This window comes from Micromonospora sp. DT63, from assembly GCF_049841615.1.
GTDB lineage: Bacteria > Actinomycetota > Actinomycetes > Mycobacteriales > Micromonosporaceae > Micromonospora.
Genome location: NZ_JBNCKQ010000009.1, coordinates 138490 through 161313 on the forward strand (window position 1 = coordinate 138490; position 22824 = coordinate 161313).

18 protein-coding genes are annotated in these 22824 nt (G+C 71.4%); 7 read left to right on the top strand and 11 right to left on the bottom strand.

Features of this window, described 5'->3' with window-relative positions:
- Positions 1-179: 179 nt before the first annotated feature.
- Entirely contained in the window at positions 180-1166 is a 987-nt protein-coding gene (locus ACLQ27_RS27975; protein WP_425869475.1) for an N-acetylglucosamine kinase, read from the bottom strand.
- Positions 1167-1369: 203 nt separating this feature from the next.
- On the opposite strand from ACLQ27_RS27975, the gene ACLQ27_RS27980 reads away from it, so the two are divergent.
- From ACLQ27_RS27980 to ACLQ27_RS28000, 5 genes are read left to right on the top strand one after another with little or no spacing between them, the layout of a single operon-like run.
- Positions 1370-2332, top strand: coding sequence for a MurR/RpiR family transcriptional regulator (locus tag ACLQ27_RS27980; RefSeq protein ID WP_234591421.1), 963 nt, complete (start codon positions 1370-1372; stop codon positions 2330-2332).
- Positions 2329-3078 (top strand): sugar isomerase domain-containing protein, encoded by a 750-nt coding sequence (locus ACLQ27_RS27985; protein WP_425869477.1) that lies wholly within the window; start codon positions 2329-2331, stop codon positions 3076-3078. Before ACLQ27_RS27980 ends, ACLQ27_RS27985 begins: the two co-directional genes overlap by 4 nt.
- A 27-nt stretch (positions 3079-3105) precedes the next feature.
- The gene (gene ngcE / locus ACLQ27_RS27990; RefSeq protein ID WP_234591424.1) at positions 3106-4545 is read left to right on the top strand and encodes an N-acetylglucosamine/diacetylchitobiose ABC transporter substrate-binding protein; all 1440 of its coding nucleotides are present in this window, start codon (positions 3106-3108) and stop codon (positions 4543-4545) included.
- A gap of 18 nt (positions 4546-4563) precedes the next feature.
- The gene (locus tag ACLQ27_RS27995) at positions 4564-5472 is read left to right on the top strand and encodes a carbohydrate ABC transporter permease (protein ID WP_234591425.1); all 909 of its coding nucleotides are present in this window, start codon (positions 4564-4566) and stop codon (positions 5470-5472) included.
- Positions 5472-6401, top strand: coding sequence for a carbohydrate ABC transporter permease (locus ACLQ27_RS28000; RefSeq protein WP_357493283.1), 930 nt, complete (start codon positions 5472-5474; stop codon positions 6399-6401). The genes ACLQ27_RS27995 and ACLQ27_RS28000 overlap by 1 nt, the downstream gene beginning before the upstream one ends.
- A gap of 4 nt (positions 6402-6405) precedes the next feature.
- Here ACLQ27_RS28000 and ACLQ27_RS28005 read toward each other — a convergent pair whose 3' ends face one another.
- Together ACLQ27_RS28005 and ACLQ27_RS28010 are read right to left on the bottom strand one after the other, a co-directional pair.
- Positions 6406-8103, bottom strand: a complete 1698-nt coding sequence (locus ACLQ27_RS28005) for an ABC transporter ATP-binding protein (RefSeq protein WP_425869543.1) — start codon at positions 8101-8103, stop codon at positions 6406-6408.
- A gap of 50 nt (positions 8104-8153) precedes the next feature.
- Positions 8154-9875, bottom strand: coding sequence for an ABC transporter ATP-binding protein (locus ACLQ27_RS28010; protein ID WP_425869545.1), 1722 nt, complete (start codon positions 9873-9875; stop codon positions 8154-8156).
- 99 nt (positions 9876-9974) lie between these two features.
- Here ACLQ27_RS28010 and ACLQ27_RS28015 point away from each other — a divergent pair, with 99 nt between their 5' ends.
- Entirely contained in the window at positions 9975-11684 is a 1710-nt protein-coding gene (locus ACLQ27_RS28015; RefSeq protein WP_425869547.1) for a bifunctional 3'-5' exonuclease/DNA polymerase, read from the top strand.
- Positions 11685-12116: 432 nt separating this feature from the next.
- Entirely contained in the window at positions 12117-12710 is a 594-nt protein-coding gene (locus ACLQ27_RS28020) for a nucleotidyltransferase family protein (RefSeq protein WP_234591166.1), read from the top strand.
- Positions 12711-12717: 7 nt separating this feature from the next.
- On the opposite strand, the gene ACLQ27_RS28025 is transcribed toward ACLQ27_RS28020, so the two are convergent.
- The 8 genes from ACLQ27_RS28025 to ACLQ27_RS28060 form a co-directional block, all read right to left on the bottom strand.
- Positions 12718-13365: a DJ-1/PfpI family protein gene (locus ACLQ27_RS28025; RefSeq protein WP_357493281.1), complete on the bottom strand. Its 648-nt coding sequence runs from the start codon at positions 13363-13365 to the stop codon at positions 12718-12720.
- Between the two features lie 16 nt (positions 13366-13381).
- Positions 13382-14338: a GlxA family transcriptional regulator gene (locus tag ACLQ27_RS28030; RefSeq protein ID WP_425869480.1), complete on the bottom strand. Its 957-nt coding sequence runs from the start codon at positions 14336-14338 to the stop codon at positions 13382-13384.
- A gap of 75 nt (positions 14339-14413) precedes the next feature.
- Complete coding sequence (locus ACLQ27_RS28035) at positions 14414-15811, bottom strand: GH1 family beta-glucosidase (RefSeq protein ID WP_425869482.1); 1398 nt, start codon at positions 15809-15811, stop codon at positions 14414-14416.
- Positions 15808-18048 carry an alpha-xylosidase gene (gene yicI / locus ACLQ27_RS28040; RefSeq protein ID WP_425869484.1) on the bottom strand — a complete coding sequence of 747 codons (2241 nt, stop codon included), beginning with the start codon at positions 18046-18048 and terminating at the stop codon, positions 15808-15810. Before yicI ends, ACLQ27_RS28035 begins: the two co-directional genes overlap by 4 nt.
- Positions 18045-18926, bottom strand: coding sequence for a carbohydrate ABC transporter permease (locus ACLQ27_RS28045; protein ID WP_357493274.1), 882 nt, complete (start codon positions 18924-18926; stop codon positions 18045-18047). Before ACLQ27_RS28045 ends, yicI begins: the two co-directional genes overlap by 4 nt.
- A 1-nt stretch (position 18927) precedes the next feature.
- Positions 18928-19896, bottom strand: coding sequence for a carbohydrate ABC transporter permease (locus ACLQ27_RS28050; RefSeq protein ID WP_357493273.1), 969 nt, complete (start codon positions 19894-19896; stop codon positions 18928-18930).
- A gap of 67 nt (positions 19897-19963) precedes the next feature.
- Entirely contained in the window at positions 19964-21268 is a 1305-nt protein-coding gene (locus tag ACLQ27_RS28055) for an ABC transporter substrate-binding protein (protein ID WP_357574332.1), read from the bottom strand.
- Between the two features lie 86 nt (positions 21269-21354).
- Positions 21355-22404, bottom strand: a complete 1050-nt coding sequence (locus ACLQ27_RS28060; protein ID WP_357574384.1) for a LacI family DNA-binding transcriptional regulator — start codon at positions 22402-22404, stop codon at positions 21355-21357.
- Positions 22405-22824: the final 420 nt, after the last annotated feature.

Below are 22824 nucleotides of genomic sequence, written 5' to 3' on the forward strand. Positions count from 1 at the left end.
AACTGCGCGGATCTTGCCGTGGCGGCGGTCGTGCACACGCGTTGATCGTGCTCGATCAAGGATGTAGTGGCCTCGTGGCGTGAGGTGGGCACTCTTTCCAGGATCGAGCACGATCATGACCAGGCGCGGTCTGGCGCTGCCCGGTTCGGCCCGGGGTGGGGTGGTCCGGGTGGGGGCGGTCAGGGGGTGGGGAAGAGGCGGGCGTGCAGGGCTGCCGGGTCGGTGAGCTCGGGGAGGGCGCGGGCGGCGAGCCAGGCTGCCGCGGCGGCACCGTCACCGGCGGTGCGCAGGGGCGCGGACGGCCAGCGTTGACCGATCTCGGCGCGCACGGCTGTGGCCAGTGGGGTGTGCGCGGTGAGCAGTCCACCGCCGAGTACGACGGGCGTCGTCGCCTCGGCGGGGCGGATCCGGCCGACGCTTGCGGCCAGGTGGGCGGCGGCCTCGGCGATCAGCGCGGTGGCGACGGGTTCGCCGTCGACCGCGGCGGTGACGACAAGCGGCGCGAGCCGGGCCAGCTCGATCGGCGGCCGGCGGGTGACCGCCTGGATCGTGGCGTCGACGGTGTCGCGGGGGCGGGGAGCGACCTCGGCGCTGCCGGTCAGTTCGGTGAGGACGGCAGTGGTCAGCGTGCCGGGGGTGCGGGCGGCGTCCAGGTCGGCCAGGAGCCGGCGGACGGCCTCGCGGCCGAGCCAGAAGCCGGATCCGGCGTCGCCGAGCAGCCAGCCGTGGCCGTCGGCGACCCGGTCGAGTCGCAGGTCGACGACCTGCGCGGTGATCGCGCCGGTGCCGGCGATGAGCACCGTGCCGTCGGGGACCGCGGTGCCGGAGGCGTAGGCGACCAGGGCGTCGCCGTGCACGGCGTACGGGCAGCGCAGGCCGGCGTCGTGCCAGGCCTGGTCGAAGGCGGCGCGGCTGGCGGGGTCGGCGAGGATCCGGGCTGCGCCGGCTAACCCGATGGTGCCGGCGGCCACCCGGGTCGGGTCGACGTCGGCGAGCGCGGCGCGCAGCGCGGTCAACAGTTCGGCGGCGGCCCGTTCGGCGCCGTGGCTGGTGGGGTTGCCGCCGCCGGCTCGGCCGGTGCCGAGGCGTTCGCCGGCGAGGGTCAGGGCGGTCGCCCGGGTGGACGTACCCCCGACGTCGAGACCGACCACGACGGTGTCGGACATCGGCACGGTCCTCCTTGCGCTGCGCGGTGCTGGGCCTGTTCATGCTGGTCGGCGCGGCCGCGCGGGGCAACTTCGGGGCGGCGCGGAGGGGCGTGCGCCAGGTAACAGTTTGAAAACTTCGCCCACGGTCTTGACATAGAAGGTCGTTCAGTAAGAAATTTTACCACTAACAGTTAACAGTCCTTCGAAAATGCGAGGCGTCGATGGTTGATCATGAGGTGGACACCGCTGCGGGAACCGCGGTGGTCGACGCCGACGCGATCGACCGGCGAAACGCCCTCGGATCGTCGTCCGACGGGGTGCTGGCCCGGGTCCGCAACAGTCTCGGCGAACTGACCGGCGCGCTGCGCCGCGTCGCCGAGCACGTCCTCAGCGACCCGGAGGCCGCCGCGCGCTCCACCATTGTGGAGCTCGCCGAGCGCAGTGGCACCTCGCCGGCCACCATCACCCGCTTCTGCCGGGCGATGGGCTTCGAGGGGTACGCCGACCTGCGCCTCGGCATCGCCGCCGAGACCGGCCGGGCCCGCTCGGCCGGCTGGACCGTCGACATCGGCCGTGAGATCCAGCCCAACGACCCCCTCGCGCGGGTGCTCGACCAGATCATGGCCGCCGACACCCGGGCCATGCACGACACCGCCGCGCTGCTCGACCTCGGCGAGGTGGAACGCGCCGCGGTGGCGATCGCCGGCGCCAACCGGGTGAACATCTTCGGAGCCAGCGGCAGCGCCCTGGTCGGCGAGGAGATGCAGTTCAGCCTGCACCGCATCGGGGTGGCCGCCTGGGCCTGGAGCGACGTGCACGAGGGGCTGGCCAGCGCCGCGCTGCTCGGCGTCGGCGACGTCGCGCTCGGCATCTCGCACACCGGCCAGACCCGGGAGACGATCGAGATGCTCGCCGAGGCGGGTAGCCGGGGCGCCACCACACTCGCCCTCACCGGCTTTCCCCGCTCACCGCTGGCCGAGCTGGCCGACATCGTGCTGCTCACCGCCAGCCAGGCCACCACCTTCCGGCCGGACGCCCTCTCCGCCCGCCACCCGCAACTGGTGGTCCTCGACCTGCTCTACATCGCCGTCGCCCAGCGCACCCACGACCGCGCCCACGCGGCCTTCCGGCGCACCGCGCAGGCCGTCGACGGGCACAAGGCCGCGAAAGGGGCCCAGTCATGATCAGTGCCCAGGGGTACGCGGACGCCGTCCGCCCGGTGCTCGACCGCCTGCTCGACTCGGAGGCCGACGGGATCACCCGGTCCGCCGACCTGATCGCCGACAGCCTGCGCGCCGGCGGTGTGCTCCAGGCGTTCGGCGCCGGGCACTCCGAGGCGTTCGCCGCCGAGCTGGTCGCCCGCGCCGGTGGGCTGGTCCCCACCAACCAGCTGTCGGTACGGGACCTGGTGGTGCACGGCGACGCCCCGCGCGACGTGCTCGCCGACCCCAAGCTGGAACGCGACCCCTGGATCGCCCACCAGATCTACGCGCTCGCGGCGCCCCAGCCGCGCGACGTGTTCGTGGTGGCGTCCCAGTCCGGCATCAACGGCTCGGTGGTCGAGCTGGCGGCGCTGGTCACCGAGCGCGGTCACCCGTTGATCGCGGTCACCTCGGTCGAGCACACCGCACGGGTGGCGCCACGGCACCCGTCCGGTCAACGGCTCGCCGACCTCGCCGACGTCGTGCTGGACAACGGCGCACCGTACGGCGACGCACTGCTGCCGCTCGAGGGCGGCGGCGCGGTCTGTGCGGTCTCCTCGGTCACCACCGCGCTGCTGGCGCAGTTGCTGACCGCTGAGGTCGTACGACGGTTCCACCAGGCCGGGGAGGTACCCCCTATCTACCTCTCCGCCAACGTCCCCGGCGGGGACGAGCACAACATCGCCCTCGAGTCGCGGTACGCCGGGCGTCTCCGGCGCACCGCCTGACCCGAAATTCCACAAGGAGAGACGACGATGTCGATTACCCCCGAGCACCCGGCCGCACTCGACCGTCGCACGGTGCTGCGTCGCGCCGCGGCCGTGGGCATGCTCGCCACTCCGGCCATCGGCCTGCTCAGCGCGTGCGCGACGAGCAGCGGCGGCGACAAGGACAACGAGAAGGCCGCCGAAGGCACCAAGAGTGAGAAGAACCCGCTGGGCGTCAAGGACGACGCTCCGATCGAGGTGATCATCTTCAACGGTGGCTACGGCGAGAAGTACGCCACCGACGTACACGAGCCGCTCTACAAGAAGGCGTTCCCCAAGGCGGAGATCAAGCACCAGTCCACGCAGGCCGTCTCCACGGTCCTGCAGCCGCGGTTCGCGTCCGGCAACCCGCCGGAGTTCGTGAACAACTCGGGCGAGAAGCTGATGGACTTCGGCGCGCTGGTCGCCGACGGTCAGCTCCAGGACCTCACCGAGCTGTGGGACGCCCCGTCGGTCGACGACCCGGCCAAGAAGGTCCGCGACACCGTGGTGCCGGGCACCGTCGAGGCGGGCTCGTTCAACGGCAAGCCGTACGTGCTGTACTACGTCTCCACGGTCTTCGGCATCTGGTACTCGGGCAAGCTCTTCAAGGACAACGGCTGGGCGCCGGCGAAGACCTGGGACGACTTCATCAAGCTGCTCACCGCCATCAAGGCCAAGGGCATCACGCCGTACGGCTACGCCGGGGCGAACGCGGCGTACTACCAGTGGAACGTGATCCTCACCCAGGCCGCCAAGATCGGCGGCGTGGAGGTGCTGAAGAACATCGACAACCTGGAGGACGGCGCCTGGAAGCAGGACGCGGTCAAGCAGGCGGCCACGGCGTGGGCCGAGGTCGGGGCGAAGTTCAGCGACAAGAGCTTCGAGGGGCTCAAGCACACCGACGTGCAGCTGCGGCAGAACCAGTACAAGGTGGCCCTGTACCCCAGCGGTGACTGGCTGGAGGGCGAGCAGAAGAAGGACACCCCGGCCGGCTTCGACTACCAGCTCATGCCGGTGCCGAGCCTCACCGCGTCGGACAAGCTGCCGGCCACGGCGCTGCGGGCCACCGCGGGCGAGGGCTACTTCGTCTCGGCGAAGAGCAAGAACCCCAAGGGCGGCCTGGAGTACATGCGCCAGATGCTGTCCACGGCGGGCGCGAAGGGCTTCACCGAGGTGGTCAAGGCCCCGACCGTGGTCACCTCCGGTTCGGAGGGCTTCGCCTTCCCGCCCGGTGTGGCCAGCTCGCAGGCCGCGCTCAAGGCGGCCGGGCAGGACGTGTTCAACCTGTACTTCGACGGCTGGTACAAGGAGCTCGACACCGAGGCGCGCAGCGCCACCAACGAGCTGATGTTCGGCCGGATCAACGCGGACGCCTTCGTGGAGCGGATCCAGAAGCGCGCCGACGCGATCAAGAAGGACAGCTCGGTCGCCAAGTTCAAGCGCTGATCGATCGGAGCTAGGGTCATGCGGCACGGCAAGTATCCATTCGTGATCGGGTTCCTGTTCGCCCCGGTCGCGCTGTACGTGACATTCGTTATCTGGCCGTACGCGCAGGCGTTCCAGATCTCGATGACCAACTGGCGAGGGCTCTCCGCCCCGCAGTGGGTGGGCTTCGACAACTACCGGAAGCTGCTCGACGACGGCGCCTTCTGGAAGGCGGTCCAGCACCACGGCGTACTGCTGCTTGCCCTGCCGCTGATCACGATCGCCATCGCGTTGTTCTTCGCCTTCCTGCTCAACGTGGGTGGCAAGAGCAGTGGCGGTCAACGCCAGGGGGTCTGGGGGGCGAAGTTCTACCGGGTGGTGTTCTTCTTCCCCCAGGTCCTGGCGGTGGCGATCATCGCGGTGCTGTTCCAGATGGTCTACCGGCCGAACGAGTCCGGCCTGATCAACGGTGTGCTGATGAAGTTCGGCCTGGAGCCGATCCTCTTCCTGGTCAAGCCGAACCTGGCCCTCTGGTCGATCCTCGCGGTGCTGGTCTGGCAGGCCGTCGGCTTCTACGTGGTGCTCTTCTCGGCCGGGATGGCCTCCATCCCGGGCGAGATCTACGAGGCCGCGGAGATGGACGGGGCGAGCAGGGTGACGCTGTTCTTCCGGGTCACCCTGCCGCTGCTCTGGGACACCCTCCAGGTCGCGTGGGTCTATCTGGGCATCGCGGCGTTCGACGCGTTCGCCATCGTGGCCGTGCTCTCGGTCGACGGTGGCGGCCCGGACGGCGCCACCACCGTGCTGGCCATGGAGATCTACCGCAACGCGTTCGTCTACTCGAAGTACGGTTACGCCTCCGCGATGGGCGTGGCGCTGTTCTTCCTCACCCTCACGTTCGCGGCGCTGACGCTGCGGCTCACCAAGCGGGAAAGCGTGGAGTACTGATGAACCCCCAGTCGACGCTGCCGCCGACGCCGGCGGCCCTACCGCCGAAGACCGGCGAGAACTCCGCGACCGGCGGCCGGCGTGGCAAGGGCCCCCGCTCGGAGGTGCGGCTCTTCGCCGGCCTGGGACACGTCGCGCTCGCCGTGTGGGCGGTGATCGTGATCGTGCCGATCCTCTGGACGTTCCTCGCCGCGTTCAAGAACACCAGTGAGATCTTCAGCAGCCCGTGGACGCTCCCGGCGGAGCTACGGTGGGAGAACTTCGGCCGGGCGTGGACCAAGGCGAACGTCGGCCGGTACTTCCTCAACAGCGTCCTCGTGGTCTCGTGCAGCACCTTCGGCACCATGCTGCTCGGCTCGATGGCGGCGTACGTGCTGGCGCGGTACCGGTTCTGGGGCAACCGGGCGATCTACTACCTGTTCGTCTCGGGGTTGGCGTTCCCGGTCTTCCTGGCCCTGGTGCCGCTCTTCTTCGTGGTGAAGCAGCTGGGCATGCTGGACACCTACCAGGGCGTGGTGCTGGTCTACATCGCGTACTCGCTGCCGTTCACGGTCTTCTTCCTGGCCGCGTTCTTCAAGACGCTGCCGACCTCGGTGGCCGAGGCGGGGATGATCGACGGCTGCGGGCACGCCCGGCTGTTCTTCCAGGTCATGATGCCGATGGCGAAGCCGGGCCTGATCAGCGTGGCGATCTTCAACATCATCGGGCAGTGGGCGCAGTACCAGCTCCCGTTGGTGCTGCTCTCCAACGCCAAGGACAAGTGGGTGCTCACCCAGGGCATCGCCGACATCTCGGTCAACGCCGGCTACGAGGCGGACTGGTCCGGGCTGTTCGCCGCGCTGACCATCGCCATCCTCCCGATGATCATCGTGTACGCGGTCTTCCAGCGTCAGATCCAGGCCGGGCTCACCTCCGGCGCGGTGAAGTAGGCCGTCACCTCTGGCGCTCGTCGGCGTGCGCGTGCCACGAGCGCCAGAGGGCGGCGTACGCCCCGTCGGCCGCGACGAGGTCGTCGTGACTGCCGATCTCGGTGATCCGGCCGTCCGCCAGGACGGCCACCCGGTCGGCGTCGTGCGCGGTGTTGAGCCGGTGCGCGATGGCGATGACGGTCCGCCCGACGAGCACGGCGGCCAGGGCGCGCTCGGTCCGCCGAGCGGTGCTCGGGTCGAGCGCCGCGGTCGCCTCGTCCAGGATCAGCGTGTGCGGGTCGGCGAGCACCAGCCGGGCCAGCGCCAGTTGCTGGGCCTCGGCCGCGCCGAGCTGGCGGGCGCCGTCGCCGAGCGCGGTGTCCAGCCCCTCGGGCAGCTCGTCGTACCAGTCGGCGCCCACCGTGGCGAGCGCGGCGCGCATCTGCTCGTCGGAGGCGTCCGGCGCGGCGAACGCGAGGTTGTCGCGTACCGAGCCGATGAAGACGTGGTGCTCCTGGGTGACCAGGGCGATCCGCCTCCGACGTTCGGCCGGGTCCAGGTCGGTGACCGGGCAGCCACCGATACTGACGACGCCCCGCCGCGGCGCGTCGATGCCGGCCAGCAGCCGGGCCAGGGTCGACTTGCCGGCGCCCGACGGGCCGACGACCGCCAGCCGTTCGCCGGGCCGCACGTCCAGGTCGATGCCGTGCAGCACGTCGTGCCCGTCGGCGTACGAGAACCGCGCCTCGCGCACGACGAGCCGCTCGCCCCGCGAGGTGGCCGTGGTGCCGGGCGGCTCCGGTGGGACCAGCCCGACGCCGAGCACCCGGGCGAACGACGCGAAGCCGCGCTGCGCCTGCTCCGTCCACTGCAACAGCCGGTCCAGCGGGTCGATGGCCTGCTGGAGGTAGAGCGCGGCGGCGACCACCGCGCCGAGCGAGACCCGGTCGGCGGCGTACAGGTAGCCCCCGACGAGCAGGACCATGGCGACGGGTAGCGGGTAGCTGGCCTCCACGACCGAGAAGAACACGGTCCGCAGCGCGAGGGTCGCCCGCCGGGCCTGCCACAGCCGGGTGACGCGGGTGGTGCCGTGCCGGATCCGGTCGTCGGTCAGCCGCAGCGCCTCGACCGTGCGGGCCCCCTCGGCGGTGGTGGTCAACGCCTCGGTCAACTCGGCCGCCTCGGCGCCCTCGGTGAGGTAAGCGGAGCTGGCCCGCCGCAGGTACCACCGCGTCACCGCCACGATCGACGGCAGCCCGGCCAGCGCCGCGAGCCCGAGCAGGGGATGCAGCAGGAACACCGCCCCGAACAGCAACGTCAACTGCACCGAGGCGATGACGATGGTCGGCACCACGTCCCGGACCGTGGTGCCGACGGTCGCCACGTCGACCGAGCTGCGGGTCGCCAGGTCCCCGGCGCCGGCCCGCTCCACGACCGACACGGGCAGGGCGAGCGTCCGGTCGACGAACTGCTCGCGCAGCTCGGCGACGGCACGTTCACCGAAGCGGTGACCGGCGTACTGGGCGTACCGGGCGAGCAGCGCGCTCACCACGACACAGCCGGCGATGGCCAGGGCCAGCCGGTCCACCGTCGCCACGCCCGCGCCGGCCGTGACCCGGTCGACGATGGCGCCCAGCAGCCAGGGCGGGGCGAGGCCGGCGATCGCGGCGGCGCTGTGCAGCGCCAGCACGACGCCGACGGCCCGGCGATGCCGGCTGATCATGTCCCGCAGGGCGCGGCGTACGGTGCCGCGATCCGCGACCGGCAGGCGGCTCACTGGTACGCCTCCTCGGCATCGGAGTGCTGCCCGTCATCGCTGCCCCGGGCCACCAGGTGCCGGTAGCCCGGGTCGTAGTCGAGCATCCCCTCGTGGGTGCCGGAGGAGTCGACCCGGCCTTCGCTCAGGTGCGCGACCCAGTCGGCGCGGCCGAGCAGCAGCGGCGACGTGGCGAACACAACTGTGGTCAGCCCGGCCCGCGCGATCCGGAGCCGCTCGGCGATGCGGGCCTCGGTGTGCGCGTCCACGGCCGAGGTGGGGTCGACGAGAATCAGCACCTCCGGCTCGGCGAGCAGCGCCCGGGCCAGGCGCACCCGTTGGCGTTGACCGCCGGACAGCGTCCGGGCCCGGGCGTCCAGCGGGGTGTCCAGCCCGGACGGCAGGGCGTCGACGATGTCGTCGGCCGACGCGGCCCGCAGCGCGGCGCGGATCTCGTCGTCGGGCTTCGGGCCCAGCACGTCGCGCAGCGTGCCGGCGAAGAGGTACGAGTCGTGGTCGGCGACCAGGATCCGGGCCCGGACCTCGTCCAGGGCGACTGCGGTCAGCGGCACGCCGCCCCAGGTGACGTCGCTGGTGACGTACCGGCCGAGCCGGTCGGCAAGCGCCACGGCCTCGGCCGGGTCGTCGGCGGCGACCCCGGTCAGCCGGCCGGCGCGTATGGTGAGCCCGGTCGACGGGTCGTGCAGGTCGGCCGGGCCGGATGGCGCGGGCACGGCGTGCGGGTCGCGGGCGCCGGGGACACCGGCCGGCCACCGGCGGCCCGGCCCACCGACGTCGTCCGGGGCGAGCCGGAGCAGACCGGCGATCCGCCGGGCGGCGACCCGACCCCGGATGAGCTGGTGACTGCCCTCCAACAGGAACCAGACCGGCACGATCAGCGTCGCCACGTAGCCGTAGACGGCGACGAGTTCACCGATCGTGACGTCGCCGGTGACGGCCATCCGGGCGGTCAGCCACACCACCGCCGCCAGGAACAGGCCGGGGATGGCCACCGTGGCCGCGTCGATCCAGCTCACGACCGCGCCGACGCGGTAGCCCTCGGCGCGTAGCTCCTGCGATCGGCTCGCGTACCGGCGGGCGAACAGGTCCCGGCCACCCACCCCGGCGAGCACTCGCAGCCCGGCCACGATGTCGCCGGACCGGGCGGTCAGCGCGCCCTGCTGCCCGCGGTAGATCGACTCGGCCCGTTCGAGCCGGCGCAGCAGCGGTCCGACGACAAGCGCGACAGCCGGCATGCCCACCAGCACGCAGAGCGCGAGCAGCGGGGAGATCGACCAGAGCACCACGGCGATGACCCCGTACGCGATGATCGCGCCCACCCCCGGCCCGGTCAGGGTCAGCACCTGCGCCGACCAGTCGATGTCGGAACCGCCCACGGTGGCGACCTCACCGGCGGCGGAACGACGCGGCAGCGCCGCGCCGACCCGGGACAGCTGACGCAGCAGCACCTCCGCCGAGCGGGCCTTGGCGTCCTCCCGGATGAAGGTCATCGTGCGGTGTCGCATGATCCCCAGGTACGACAACGCCACCCCCGCCACGACGATCGCCACGACCCACAGGGCCAGGGCGCGGCTGTCGCGGGCGCGCAGGCCGTCGTCGACGGCGCGGGCGATCAGGTAGGGCCGCGCCGAGAGCCCGACCATCCAGGCCGTGCCGAGCAGGCTGCCGCGCAGAATCCGCCAGGGTTGGCACCGGACCAGCCACCACAGGTACCGCATCGGACCGCGGGTGTCGGGGGTACCGGGGTCGGAGTGCGGGATCTGGGGAGGCACCTGGCCACGCTATCGAGCACCGGGCCGACGCACCGACCCGTTTTCCTGTCGGAGGGGGAAGGCAGAATCACATTCGTGCTGGTGGCGGTGGTGGCGGGCGAACGCGGTGGGGGAGAGCTGCGTCCGCTCGACGCCGCCGGCCGACCCGTCGGCCCGGTCGAGACCGTCAGCGATCTCGCGGCCGCGGTGGCCGCACGGGAGGCGACCGAGCATCCGCGGTGGGTGTGGGCCGCCGCGGGCGCGATCTACCCGGCGCTGCTGCGGGCCGGGGTGCGCGTCGAGCGGTGCCACGACGTGGAGCTGACCGAGGCCCTGTTGCTCGGGCACGCCGGCCGCTGGGGCGAGCCCCGCTCGCTGGCCGCCGCCTGGGCCCGCCTGACCGGTGCCGCGGTGCCGCCCGACCCGCCGCCGCGCGCCGCCGCGCCGCCCGGGCACGGCCAGGGCGCGCTCTTCGACACCCTGCCCGGTCCGCCGGGGCCGGGCATCGAGGCACTGACCCGGGTGTACGCCGACCAGGTCGCCCGGCTCGCCACCACCGAGCACCCGGGCCGGTTCCGGCTGCTGGTGGCCGCCGAGTCGGCCGGCGCGTTGATCGCGGTGGAGATGGGCGTCGCCGGGCTGCCCTGGCGGGCCGAGGTGCACGACGCGATCCTCGCCGAGCTGCTGGGGGAGCCGTCCCCGGTCGGTGGGCCGCCGCGCCGGTTGGCCGAGTTGGCGGCCCGCATCGCTGACGCGTTCGGCGTCCGCCAGTTGCACGCCGACTCCCCGGCCGAGCTGCTCAAGGCATTCGCCCGGGCCGGGGTGGAGCTGCCCAACACCCGGGCCTGGGTGTTGCGCGGGGTCGACCATCCGGCGGTGCCCCTGGTTCTGGAATACAAGGAGCTGTACCGGATCTGGACGGCGCACGGCTGGTCCTGGCGTGAGCAGTGGGTGCGCGACGGTCGGTTCCAGCCGGAGTACGTGCCGGGCGGGGTGGTCTCCGGCCGCTGGGCGACCCGGGGCGGTGGCGCGTTGCAGATCCCCAAGGTGATCCGCCGGGCGGTGGTGGCCGACCCGGGCTGGCGGCTGGTGGTCGCCGACGCCGGCCAGTTGGAGCCGCGCGTCCTGGCGGCGGTCTCCGGGGACGATCGGCTGGCGGCGGCGGGCGGCGCCGGTGACCTGTACGCCGCGCTCGCCCGGGACTCGTTCGGTGGTGACCGTCCCCGCGCCAAGGTCGCCCTGCTCGGTGCCATGTACGGGCAGACCGGCGGTGCGGCGGTGCCCGCGCTCGCGGTGCTCAAACGCAGCTACCCGACGGCGTTCGGCTATGTCGAGGCGGCGGCGCGCACGGGGGAGGCGGGCGGGTTGGTGCGCTCGTGGCTGGGGCGCACCTGCCCACCCGGCTCGGTCGGGCTCGGTGATCCCGACGAGCTGCCGACCGATCCGGACGCCGCGTCCGATCGGCAGAGCCCTAGGGCGCGGGCCGCCCGCTCCCGGGGGCGTTTCACCCGCAACTTCGTCATCCAGGCCACCGCCGCGGAGTGGGCCTCGACGCTGCTGGCCACGCTGCGGGCCGAGCTGGCCGGCACCGACGCCGAGCTGGTCTTCTTCCAGCACGACGAGGTGATGGCGCACTGTCCGGCCGATCAGGCCGAGGCCGTGGCGGCGGCGGTGAGCAGGGCGGGTGAGCGGGCCACCGCGCTGCTGTTCGGCGACACCCCGGTGCGCTTCCCCCTGGATCTGTCCATCGTCGACTGCTACGCCGACGCGGCCTGACCGGCGGCCACTGCCCTGCCGTTGTCCACTGACGAGAAGTAGGTCGCCGCCGCTGCGTCAAGGGCCTGAATCCTGGTGACAACCCTCTGATGACCGCCCCTGACGTCGGGTGCCCGCACCGGGTGTCGGACGAGGGGGCACCTATGTGCCGCTCCCTTTGCTCTGCTTCAACCCACGCAACACTTTCGGGCCCTCCGTGTTGCGTGGGTTGAAGCAGAGCAAAGGACGACCCGAACACCTCCGCTACCCCGGAGTGCGCCAATGATCAATTGATCCCCCGGCGCAACTGTCTGGCGTGTAACGGTTGCGCTATTTCTCCGTTTTGCCCCGCCACTCGTGCGCGGCCCTCCTCGTTGCAGTGTCCGTAGGAGGGGGCCGGCCGTCACGGTCGGTCCCGTGCTTGAGGGGGCCCAGCTGAACCGGATCGCAGGAATGATCATCGCCGCAGGTGGGGGGCGCCGCATCGGCGGTCCCGAGGCGCTGCTGCACCAGGGTGAGAAGCCCCTGGTCAACCAGATGATCGACACGATGACCGAGGCCGGCTGCGAGCAGATCGTGGTCGTGCTGGGGGCCGCCGCCGACCAGGTCCGGGAGACCGCCGACCTGGGCAAGGCGACAGTTGTGATCAACAAGGCGTGGGGCACCGGGGTCGGCTCGTCCATCCGCGCCGGTCTGGCCGCCATGGACGACGCGGGGATCGAGGCGGTGGTGGTGGTGCCCGTCGACATGCCGGGCCTGACCGCAGCAGCGGTCCGCCGGGTGGCCGCGCTGCCGTACCCGGATGTGCTGGTGTGCGCCACCTACGACGGGCTGCGCGGGTACCCGATGCTGTTCGGCCGCCGGCACTGGCCCGGCATCGCGACGCTGGCCAGCGCGGACGTGGGCGCTCGGCCGTACCTGTTGGCGCACAAGGACCAGATCGTCGACATCGCCTGCGACTCGGTGGCCGACGGCAGTCGCGTCGACACCCCGGAGCTGATGGCGCTCTACGGCCTCACCGTCCCGCCGCAGCGCGTCGGGGTCTAGGGCCAGGTCATCGGGCCACTCTGCCTGCGCTCTCGTACGCCGCCGCTCGTGCGATCACCTCGGCGGTCGCGCGGGAGGGGTGGCCGCTGTCGAAGGGCGGCTGCGGGTCGTACTCCATCCACAGCTGCACCGCCTGCGCCGTCGTGCGGTCCGTGAGGAGTTCGACGAGTCTCAGCCCCATGTCGATGCCACTCGACACGCCGGCGGCCGTGATGATGCGCGCGTTGGGCTCCTCGACAACCCGCTGGTCCGTCGGTTCGGCACCGAAGTGGACCAGCTTCTGCGCCACCCGATAGTGGCTGGTGCCCCGTCGTCCCCGCAGCAGTCCGGCAGCCCCGAGCAGGAGCGAGCCGGAACACACGGAGGTCGTGAACGTCGTCGTGGCGTGGATCCGCCTGATCCATGCCGGCAGGGGGCCGGTGAGAGCGGGACCGGTCCCCGGCCCGCCCGGCACCACGAGGACGTCGGCCGCCCGCACGTCGTCGAGCGCGGCCTCGGCCACGAGGGAGAGCATCCCGCAGTCGTCGCGGACGGGACCGGGGCGTTCGGCCACCAGGACCACGTCGATGCCCGGGGTGAGGGCCAGTGGCTGGTAGACGCCGATGACGTCCAGGGCGGTGAAACGGTCGTAGAGCGGTATGACGACGTGGGTCACCAGAGGTTCCTTCCGGTCAGAGGGTCGAGAAGCGTGCGCGGAACGCGCCCGGCGTCGTACCGAGCCGTTCGCCGAAGACACGTCGGAGCGACTCGGCGGAACCGAATCCCGCCCGGACCGCCACGACGTCGAGGGCGAGGTCGGACTGCACCAGAAGGCGTTTGGCGGTCTCCAGACGCAACTCGGTGCGGTAGCGCCCGACGGTGAGCCCCGTCTCCCGAGCGAAGAGACGCTGGAAGTGCCGGGGCGACATGGCGAGCTGCGCGGCGAGATCGTCGACCCGGTGGGTGGCGGCCGGATCGGCGTCGATGGCACGTTGCACGGCGGCCACCCGCCGGTCGGTGGCGCGTTCCAGCCACACCGGGCCGGAGAACTGTGCCTGCTGGCCGGGCCGGTGCAGGAACATCACGAGCCAGCGCGCAATCTCCTGCGCGACCCGTGCTCCGTGATCGGCCGCCACGACGGTGAGCGCCAGGTCGATTCCCGAGGTGACACCGCCGGACGTCCAGACCGGACCGTCGTGGACGTAGAGGGCGTCGTGGTCGACGGTGAGGTCGGAGAACCGCCGAGCGAGCTCCCGGGACAGCGACCAGTGGGTGGCCACCCGGCGACCACTGAGCAGTCCGGCCCGTGCGCAGAGGAACGCCCCGGAGCAGATCGACACCAGGCGGGTCGGCCGGCAGCCCCGCAACCAGGCGACGAGGTCGTCGTGCTCGTCCCCGGCGGCCGCCGTACGGCCACCGGGGACGACGAGGGTGCCGCCGCTGACGGGCTCTCCGAGCGCACCGGCCACCATGACGAGGCCGCTCTCGGACGCCACTTCGGCCTCCGTGCCCACCAGCCTCAGGTCGTACGCCCGCTCGTCACCGTGTGCGGTCCGATACCGGTTCGCCCCCGTGAGGACCTCCCACGGCCCGGCGACGTCGAGGGACTGCACACCCCCGAAGGCGACGACTGTGACGCGCTCAACCATGCCCTGAGTCTGTCGGGGCGACCGGCGTGGCGCCATGACGCGCCACCCACGGATAGTGACACCGTGCGGGACGGCTCAGTCGAGACGACCGGTGGCCGCGAGCCGCCCGTACCAGTGCGCGCTGTCCTTCCAGATGCGTTCCTGCGTGTCGTAGTCGACCCGGATGATCCCGAACCGACGGTCGTAGCCGTAACCCCACTCGAAGTTGTCCAGCAGCGACCAGACGAAGTAGCCCCGCACGTCCACGCCCTGCTCCCGGGCGTCCGCCACGGCCGAGATGTGCCGGCGCAGATAGTCGATCCGCCGGTCGTCGTGGATCCGGCCGTCGGCCGACACGGCGTCGTCGAAGGCAGCGCCGTTCTCGGTGATCATCAGCGGCTGCCCCGGGTATTCCCGGCCCAGCCGCAGCAGCAGCTCGGTCAGGGCCGGCGGGTCGATGTTCCACCCCATCGCCGTGTACGGGCCGGGCTGCGGCAGGAAGTCGACGTCGTCGGCGCCGACCCACGGCGAGTGTGCCGACGCGCCGTGACCGTCGGCGTCCGAGCGGGCCGAGTGCCCGTCCCAGGCGCGGACCAGGGTGCTGGAGTAGTAGTTGACCCCGAGCACGTCCAGGGGCACGGCCGCGATCTTCTCGTCGCCCTGGTGCACGAACGACCAGTCGGTGACGCCCGCGGTGTCGGCCAGCAGGTCGCCCGGGTACGCCCCGTTCAGCATCGGGCCGAGGAACGCCCGGTTGGCCAGCGCGTCGATGCGGCGGGCCGCGTCGACGTCCGCCGCCGAGTCGGACGCCGGGCGGATCACGTGCAGGTTCAGCGTCACCGACAGCTCGGCGGTCGGGGCCAGCTCCCGGACCACCCGGCCGGCCAGGCCGTGCGCGAGGTTCAGGTGGTGCACCGCCGCCAGTGCGGCCGCCGGCTCGGTCCGCCCCGGAGCGTGCACGCCCGAGCCGTAGCCCAGGTACGCCGAGCACCACGGCTCGTTCAGCGTGGTCCAGGTGTGCACCCGGTCGGCGAGCGCGGCGACGATCCCCGACGCGTACTCCTCGAAGCGCAGCGCCGTGTCCCGCACCGGCCACCCACCGGCGTCCTCCAGCTCCTGCGGCAGGTCCCAGTGGTACATGGTGGCGACCGGGCGGACGCCGCGCTCCAGCAGGCCGTCGACCAGCCGGGAGTAGAAGTCCAGGCCGGCCTGGTTGAACCGCCCGGACCCGCCCGGCTGCACCCGCGGCCAGGAGATCGAGAAACGGTACGCGCCCAGGCCCAGCTCGGCGATGTGGTCGAGGTCCTGCGGCCAGCGGTGGTAGTGGTCGGCGGCCACGTCGCCGGTGTCGCCGTTCAACGTCCGACCGGGCGTGTGGCTGTAGGTGTCCCAGATGGACGGCCCACGGCCGTCCTCGGTGGCCGCGCCCTCGATCTGGTACGCCGCCGTCGCCGAGCCCCAGAGGAAGCTCTCCGGAAAGGTGCGTCCCGTCATCGTCCTGCTACCTCCGTCCCGGCGACCACGCAGTGGTACGCCGACGAGTCACCCGCCACCAGTTCCGCGCTGGCCACACCGTCGTGGAAGCTCACCTCGAACTCCGCGCCCGGCCCCTCGCCGGGCGACGGGATCCGCACCCGTTGCCGTTGCCCCTCCGCCGGAGCGTAGAGGCGCAGTTGCACGCCGTCCGCCCAGTCGTAGTCGGGCCGGTCGGAGCGCGATCCGAACGGGATCACCGCGCCCGGCCGGACGAGCACCGGCAGACTGTCGAACTCGTGCTTCTCGGTGACCCAGGCCGGGCCGGTGAGCTGCGCGCCGGTCACGAGGTGTGTCCACGTGCCGGCCGGCACATAGTAGGTGACCTGGCCGTCGGCGCTGAGCACGGGCGCGACCAGCACGTCCGGGCCGAGCATGTACTGCCGGTCCAGGTGCGCCGCGGCCGGGTCGTCCGGGAACTCCACGATCATCGGGCGCATCACCGGGATGCCGTCGTGGTGCGCCTCCTGCGCGGTGGCGGCCAGGTACGGCATCAGGCTGAGCTTGAGCCGGGTGAAGTGCCGCAGCACGTCGACGGCCTCCTCGTCGTACGCCCACGGCACCCGGTACGAGCCGGAGCCGTGCAGCCGGGAGTGCGAGGAGAGCAGCCCGAAGGCGATCCACCGCTTGAACACGGCCGGGTCGGGGGTGCCCTCGAAGCCGCCGATGTCGTGGCTCCAGTAGCCGAAACCGGACGACGCCAGGGACAGCCCGCCGCGCAGCGACTCGGCCATCGCGACGAACGTCGCCTCGCAGTCGCCGCCCCAGTGCACCGGGAACTGCTGCCCGCCGGTGGTGGCCGAGCGGGCGAACACCACCGCCTCGCCCTCGCCCCGCTCGGTCTCCAGCAGCTCGAAGACGGCCTTGTTGTAGAGGTAGGCGTAGTAGTTGTGCATCCGCTGCGGGTCCGAGCCGTCGTGCCACACCACGTCGGTCGGGATGCGCTCGCCGAAGTCGGTCTTGAAGCAGTCGACGCCCATGTCCAGCAGGACCTTGAGCTTGCCGGTGAACCAGCGGACCGCGTCCGGGTTGGTGAAGTCGACGAGGGCCATGCCGGCCTGCCACTTGTCCCACTGCCAGACCGAACCGTCCGGGTTACGGACCAGGTAGCCGGCCTGGCGGCCCTCCTCGAAGAGGTACGAACGCTGCGCGATGTACGGGTTGATCCAGACGCACACCTTCAGGTCGCGCTCGTGCAGCCGGCGCAGCATCCCCTCGGGGTCGGGGAAGGTCGCCGGGTCCCAGATGAAGTCGACCCAGTGGAACTGGCGCATCCAGAAGCAGTCGAAGTGGAACACCGACAGCGGCAGGTTCCGCTCGGCCATCCCGTCGACGAACTCGGTCACCGTCTTCTCGTCGTACGACGTGGTGAACGACGTGGACAGCCACAGCCCGTACGACCAGGCGGGCACCCGGGCCGGCCGGCCGGTCAGCGCCGTGTACCGGCGCAGCACGTCCTTCGGGGTGGGCCCGTCGATGACGTGGTAGGTGAGCGACTGACCCTCGACGCTGAACTGGTTCTGCGCCACGACCTCCGAGCCGACCTCGAACGACACGTGCTCCGGGTGGTCCACGAAGACCCCGTAGCCGGCGCTGCTCAGATAGAACGGCACGTTCTTGTACGCCTGCTCGCTGGCGGTGCCGCCGTCGGCGTTCCAGATGTCGACGGTCTGGCCGTTCTTCACGAACGGGCCGAAACGCTCGCCCAACCCGTACACCGTCTCGCCGACGCCGAGGGCGAGCCGCTCGTGCACGTACCGGCGGCCCTCCCCGTCGGTCACGATGCCGACGCTGCGCGCGGTGGACGCGGTGATCAGCCGGTCGCCGTGCAGGAACTCGACCCGCCAGCCGTCGATGAGCGCCACCCGGGCGGTCAGTTCGCCGGTGGTCAGCGACGCGGTGATGCCGGTGATGTCGACGGTGACCGGGTGCGTGTCGTCGGTGGTCAACCCGAAGTGCGGCTCGCGGGGCAGGCCGCCGCTGTGGTGGCCGATGGTCACCCCGACGACGCCGGGGGCGGGGGAGAAGAACCGGACGGTGACGACGGGCCGGTTCAGGGTGTCGCCCCGACCGGTGATCTGACCGGCCGGCGCGAAGACGGTGAAGCCGCGCTCGTCCGGCTCGACCGATTCCACTGTGCCGGGGCGCAGCACGCTGACCCCCGGGCGCAGTTGCCAGTACCCGTCGGTGAACTTCACTTCTCGGCTCCTGCCGTGATGCCGCGCGCCAGAGTGCGCTGGAAGATGAGGAAGAAGAGGATGGCCGGCACCAGGCTGATCAACGCCCCGGCGTTGGTCGTCGGGGCGTCCATCAGCCGGTCGCCCTGCAACGACGCGAGCGCGACCGGGATGGTCTGCGTCTGGTTGTCGATGAGCATGACCAGCGGGATGAGGAACTCGTTCCAGGTCCAGATGAAGAAGAAGATGAGGAGCACGGCGAGCGTGGGTCGCAGGTTGGGGAAGACCACCCGCCACAGCACCGTCCACTTGCCGGCGCCGTCGAGCGCGGCGGCCTCCAGCAGCGAGCGCGGGAACGTGCCCAGGACCGAGGCCAGCAGGTACGTGCCGAAGGCGCTCTGGATCACCGTGAAGATGATGATCACCGAGAGTCGGGTGTTGTAGAGGCCGATCTCCTTCGCCACGTAGTACAGCGGGTAGATCAGCGCCTCCTGCGGCAGCATGTTGGCCAGCAGGAACAACCCGACGATCCACAGCCGGCCGCGGACCCGGCCGATGCCCAGGGCGTACGCGTTGAGCAGGGACACGACGACGCCGAGCACCGCCACCGAGCCGGCGATGAGCGCCGAGTTCCACAGCTTGAGGGGGAAGTTCACCTCGGTCCAGTACGTCCGCAGACCCTTGGTGTAGAACTCGCCCGGCCAGCTCAGCGGCCCACCCGACGAATAGTCGCCTGGCGACTTGAACGCGTTGAGCAGCATGAACGCGAACGGCACCAGCATGACGAGCGCGCCGAGGGTGACCAGCACGAGCACGACCCAGCGGCTGACGCCGCGGTGGTGCCGGTCGCGGACCGGCCGGCGCACCGGCGTGGGCGCCGGCGTGAGCGTGACGGCCATGTCAGAACCCCCGGTCCCGGCGCTCGCTGCGCGCCTGCATCCAGATGAAGATCACGGCCACCACCACGATGATCAGCGTGAGCACTGTGGAGATCGCGGAGCCGTAGCCGACCTGGAGTTTCTTGAAGAACGTGTAGTACGCGAAGTACGACGGCACGTTCGTGGCGTTCTCCGGGCCGCCCCGGGTCAGCGCGAAGATCGGCCCGAACACCTTCAACGCGGCGATGGTGCAGGTCAACGCGACCACGAAGGTCTCCGGCCGGATCTGCGGGAGCGTGATCGCCCGGAACCGGTGCAGCCAGTTCGCGCCGTCGACCTCGGCCGCCTCGTACAGCTCCGGGTCGACCCGCTGCAACGCCGCCATGAACACGACCACCGGGTAGCCGATCTGCACCCAGATCATCACCGCCATGACGGCCGGCAGGGCGGTGCCCGGGTCGCCGAGCCAGTCGTGGCGCAGCGCGCCGAGACCTACCGCGTCGAGCAGGCTGTTGAACGCGCCGTCGGGGCGCAGGATCCAACCCCAGACGATGCCGGCCACCACCACGGGCAGCACCTGCGGCAGGTAGAACGCGGCCCGCAGCGCGGCGGCGGTACGCGGCTTGAACCGGCGCCCGATGACGTCGAAGAGCACCGAGGCGAGCAGCAGCCCGAGCAGGGTGGGCACCACCACCATCGCGACGATCATCGCCACGGTGTTGCGGAACGACGCCCAGAACACCTCGTCGTGCAGCAGACGCTGGTAGTTGTCGAACCCCACGAAGGTGGGGTCGCCGATGCCGGACCACTTGGTCAGCGACAGGTAACCGGTGCCGACCAGGGGAGCGCCGATGACCAGGACGAACAGCACCGCTCCGGGGAGCAGGTAGAGCCAGTAGGCCGCGTTGCGGCCGCGCGGTCCGCGGCGGGGCTTGCGCGGGGTGGGGGTCGCCGTCGGGTGTGGGGCGGCGACGGTCTCGGAGACTGCCATGGAAGATCCTTCCCGGCGGGGCGGGCGGGCACGCCGGTCGTGCCGGTCGTGCCCGCCGCTCGCCGTGTCACTTGCCGGTGATCTCCTTGACGCCATCGGCGTACGGCTTGGCGATCGTGTCGAGCACCTGGTCGGGGGACTTCGACCCGTTGATCAGGCCCTGGAAGCCGCCGACCAGCACGTCGTAGTAGCCGGGCACCGGCCAGTCCGGGTAGAAGGCCAGGCCGTCGGACTTGCTGACCGTGTTGAAGTCCTCGATCAGCTTGCGGTCCTTCGGGTCGCTGATCTTCGACGCGTCGGCGGCGACCGGGACGCCACCGTTGTTGCCGATCAGGTCCTGGATCTCCGGACGCAGGGTGATGTCGATGAAGTCGTACGCCAGGCTCTTGGCCTTGCTGTTCGACGGAACCACCCAGATGTTGCCCGACGACCCGGCGTTGAGGGTGTTGCCGGGGAAGAGGAACGTGTCCCAGTTGGCCTTCATCTCGGTCTTGAACCGGCCGTACCACCAGCTGCCCGAGACGATCATCGGGGTCTTGCCGGCGATGAACGCGGTGCCCATGTCCTCGGCCTTGAGGCTCGCCGAGTTCTTGGCCACGTAGCCCTTGCGCACCCACTCGGCGAAGGTGTCCGCGCCGTACTTCAGCGGGTCGGCCTTGAAGTCGACCGGGTTCTTGTAGAGCTGGTAGTTGTCGACGAACTGCCTGTCGGCCTTGGACAGCGCCAACTGGTAGAAGAGCTGCCCGGCCGGGTACTCCGCCCCGGCCATGCCCAACGGGGTGATCTTCTTGCTGACGAAGGTGTCCATCGCGGCGGTCATCTCCGCCATGCTGGTCGGCACCTTGACGCCGTTGCTGTCGAACAGGTCCTTGTTGTAGTAGACCGTGACGTACTCGCCGTAGTTCGGCACGCCGAACCAGTTGCCCGACCCCATCACGCCCTTGTCGCTGTACCGGGCGGTGGTCTGCAGGCTCGGGCTGAGCTTGCCGGCCCAGCCGCGCTTGTCGGCCTCGGCGCTCAGATCGGTGAGCAGACCCTGCGACGACAGCAGGCCGGCCGTCGCGTTGCCCTTGTTGTACTCCATGATGTCCGGGCCCTCGGACGAGTTGATGATCATGCCGGCGTTCTGCTGGATCTGCTCGAACGCCTTGCGCTCGAAGCGCACCTCGACGCCGGGGTGCTCGGCCTTGAAGATCTCGATCGCCTTGTTCCAGCCGACCCCCATCGCGCTGTTCTCGCTCTCGTAGTGCCAGAGCTTGAGGGTCTTGGCCCCGCTGTCGTCCTCGCTCTCGCCGCCGCCGCACGCGGCCACGGTGGTCGTCGCGGTCGCCGCCAGGGCGATCGCCGCGACGATCCGGCGGAATCGCTGCATTGCTATCCTCCTCGTTGAGTATCGAGCCCGGTATCTCACTGGGCCCGTCGTCGCGTTGCCGCGCGGCGGCGGGCCGTTCTGGCTGGTCAGCCCCCGCTCGTCGGAGACGGTTCGGTGCTGACCGGAGCCGGCCGTCGTGGCCCGGCGGTCGATCCCCGGATCTCCAGCGCGCACGGCAGCAGCTGCTGGTGGCGCTCGTGACCGGGCCCGTCCAGGTGGCGCACCAGCGCCTCGATCGCGATCCGGCCCAGCGTCGACCCGGGCGACGTCATCGCGGTCAGCGCCGGGGTGGCCAGCTCGGCGACCTGTGGCGAGGTGACCATCGAGACGACCGAGACGTCGTCAGGCACCGACAGCCCCCGTCCGGTCAGCTCGCCGAGGATGCCGAAGATCGCGGTCTCGTTCATCGCCAGCACGGCGGTCAGCTCCGGCGTCCGCGCGAAGGCGGCGGCCAGGGCGGCCCGCCCGCCCGCGGCGCTGTCCTCGGCCGGGATCATGACCGGCTCCAGACCGTGGCCGGTCATCGCCGCGACGAACGCGTCCCGGGTACGCAACGCGGGACCGTAGCCGCTGGCCAGCGTGGCGGCCGAGTGGTTGACGTAGACGATCCGACGGTGTCCCAGGCCGACCAGGTGCGCGACGGCCTCCCGCACGGTCTGCTCGAAGTCGATGTCGACGTAGGAGAGCCCGGTGGTGTCGCCGGTGCGCCCGATCAGCACCAGCGGCACGCCCGCCTCCTGGAGCACGGTGACCCGCTCGTCGGCGAGCTGCACCTCCATCAGCACGACGCCGTCAAGCATCCGCTGGCTGGCCAGCCGCCGCAGGTCGTCGAGGTTGCCCCCGCCGACCGGCGAGAGCACCAGGTGATAGCCGACCGCGCTGGCCGCGGCGGCGGCGCCGGTGACGAACGCCGTCTCGGTAGCGCCCAGGCCGCGCTCGTCCATCGGCATCAGCAGGCCCAGGATGCGGCTGCGCCGGCTGGCCAGCCCGCGGGCCATGGCGTTGGGCTGGTAGTCGAGCTCGGCCATCGCGGCGAGCACCTTGTCCCGGGTGGCCTGGGAGATCGGCCGGGTGCCGGTGAGCACGTACGACACGGTGCTGACCGAGACCTGCGCAAGGCGGGCGACGTCGTGCATCGTGGCCACCGCGCACCTCCTCCGGCCCGGCGTGGGATCGCTCCCGAATGATCGTCGAAGCGTTTCGACGAAGCGTTTCGACAGACGCTAGGCCACCTGTTACGGCGACGTCAATAGCCGATGTCGAAAACAAGTCGGGCCCGCCGACCCCGCCTCCTGAGCCGCCCCCGCCGTCCTGTCGCGCCGCCGCCGCCGTCCTGCCGTGCCGCCGCTGCGCCGCCGTCCTGCCGCCGCTGCGCGGCCGTGCTGCCGCCGCGTCGCCGCCGTGCTGCCGCTGCGCCGTGCGCCGCTGGCCATGATCGCGCTCGATCCTGGAAAGAGTCCCCTCGAACCGTGAGGAGGCCACTACATCCAGGATCGAGCACGATCTTGGGCGCGGGCGCGGGCGCGGGCGCGGGGCGTGGCGGGCCCGGTTGTGGC

What these genes read in the sequence shown, in the direction of transcription:
- ACLQ27_RS27975 (WP_425869475.1), bottom strand. Translation starts at nt 1,166, where the DNA reads ATGTCCGACACCGTCGTGGTCGGTCTCGACGTCGGGGGTACGTCCACC.
- ACLQ27_RS27980 (WP_234591421.1), top strand. Translation starts at nt 1,370, where the DNA reads ATGGTTGATCATGAGGTGGACACCGCTGCGGGAACCGCGGTGGTCGAC.
- ACLQ27_RS27985 (WP_425869477.1), top strand. Translation starts at nt 2,329, where the DNA reads ATGATCAGTGCCCAGGGGTACGCGGACGCCGTCCGCCCGGTGCTCGAC.
- ngcE (WP_234591424.1), top strand. Translation starts at nt 3,106, where the DNA reads ATGTCGATTACCCCCGAGCACCCGGCCGCACTCGACCGTCGCACGGTG.
- ACLQ27_RS27995 (WP_234591425.1), top strand. Translation starts at nt 4,564, where the DNA reads ATGCGGCACGGCAAGTATCCATTCGTGATCGGGTTCCTGTTCGCCCCG.
- ACLQ27_RS28000 (WP_357493283.1), top strand. Translation starts at nt 5,472, where the DNA reads ATGAACCCCCAGTCGACGCTGCCGCCGACGCCGGCGGCCCTACCGCCG.
- ACLQ27_RS28005 (WP_425869543.1), bottom strand. Translation starts at nt 8,103, where the DNA reads ATGATCAGCCGGCATCGCCGGGCCGTCGGCGTCGTGCTGGCGCTGCAC.
- ACLQ27_RS28010 (WP_425869545.1), bottom strand. Translation starts at nt 9,875, where the DNA reads ATGCGGTACCTGTGGTGGCTGGTCCGGTGCCAACCCTGGCGGATTCTG.
- ACLQ27_RS28020 (WP_234591166.1), top strand. Translation starts at nt 12,117, where the DNA reads ATGATCATCGCCGCAGGTGGGGGGCGCCGCATCGGCGGTCCCGAGGCG.
- ACLQ27_RS28030 (WP_425869480.1), bottom strand. Translation starts at nt 14,338, where the DNA reads ATGGTTGAGCGCGTCACAGTCGTCGCCTTCGGGGGTGTGCAGTCCCTC.
- ACLQ27_RS28035 (WP_425869482.1), bottom strand. Translation starts at nt 15,811, where the DNA reads ATGACGGGACGCACCTTTCCGGAGAGCTTCCTCTGGGGCTCGGCGACG.
- ACLQ27_RS28045 (WP_357493274.1), bottom strand. Translation starts at nt 18,926, where the DNA reads ATGGCCGTCACGCTCACGCCGGCGCCCACGCCGGTGCGCCGGCCGGTC.
- ACLQ27_RS28050 (WP_357493273.1), bottom strand. Translation starts at nt 19,896, where the DNA reads ATGGCAGTCTCCGAGACCGTCGCCGCCCCACACCCGACGGCGACCCCC.
- ACLQ27_RS28055 (WP_357574332.1), bottom strand. Translation starts at nt 21,268, where the DNA reads ATGCAGCGATTCCGCCGGATCGTCGCGGCGATCGCCCTGGCGGCGACC.
- ACLQ27_RS28060 (WP_357574384.1), bottom strand. Translation starts at nt 22,404, where the DNA reads ATGCACGACGTCGCCCGCCTTGCGCAGGTCTCGGTCAGCACCGTGTCG.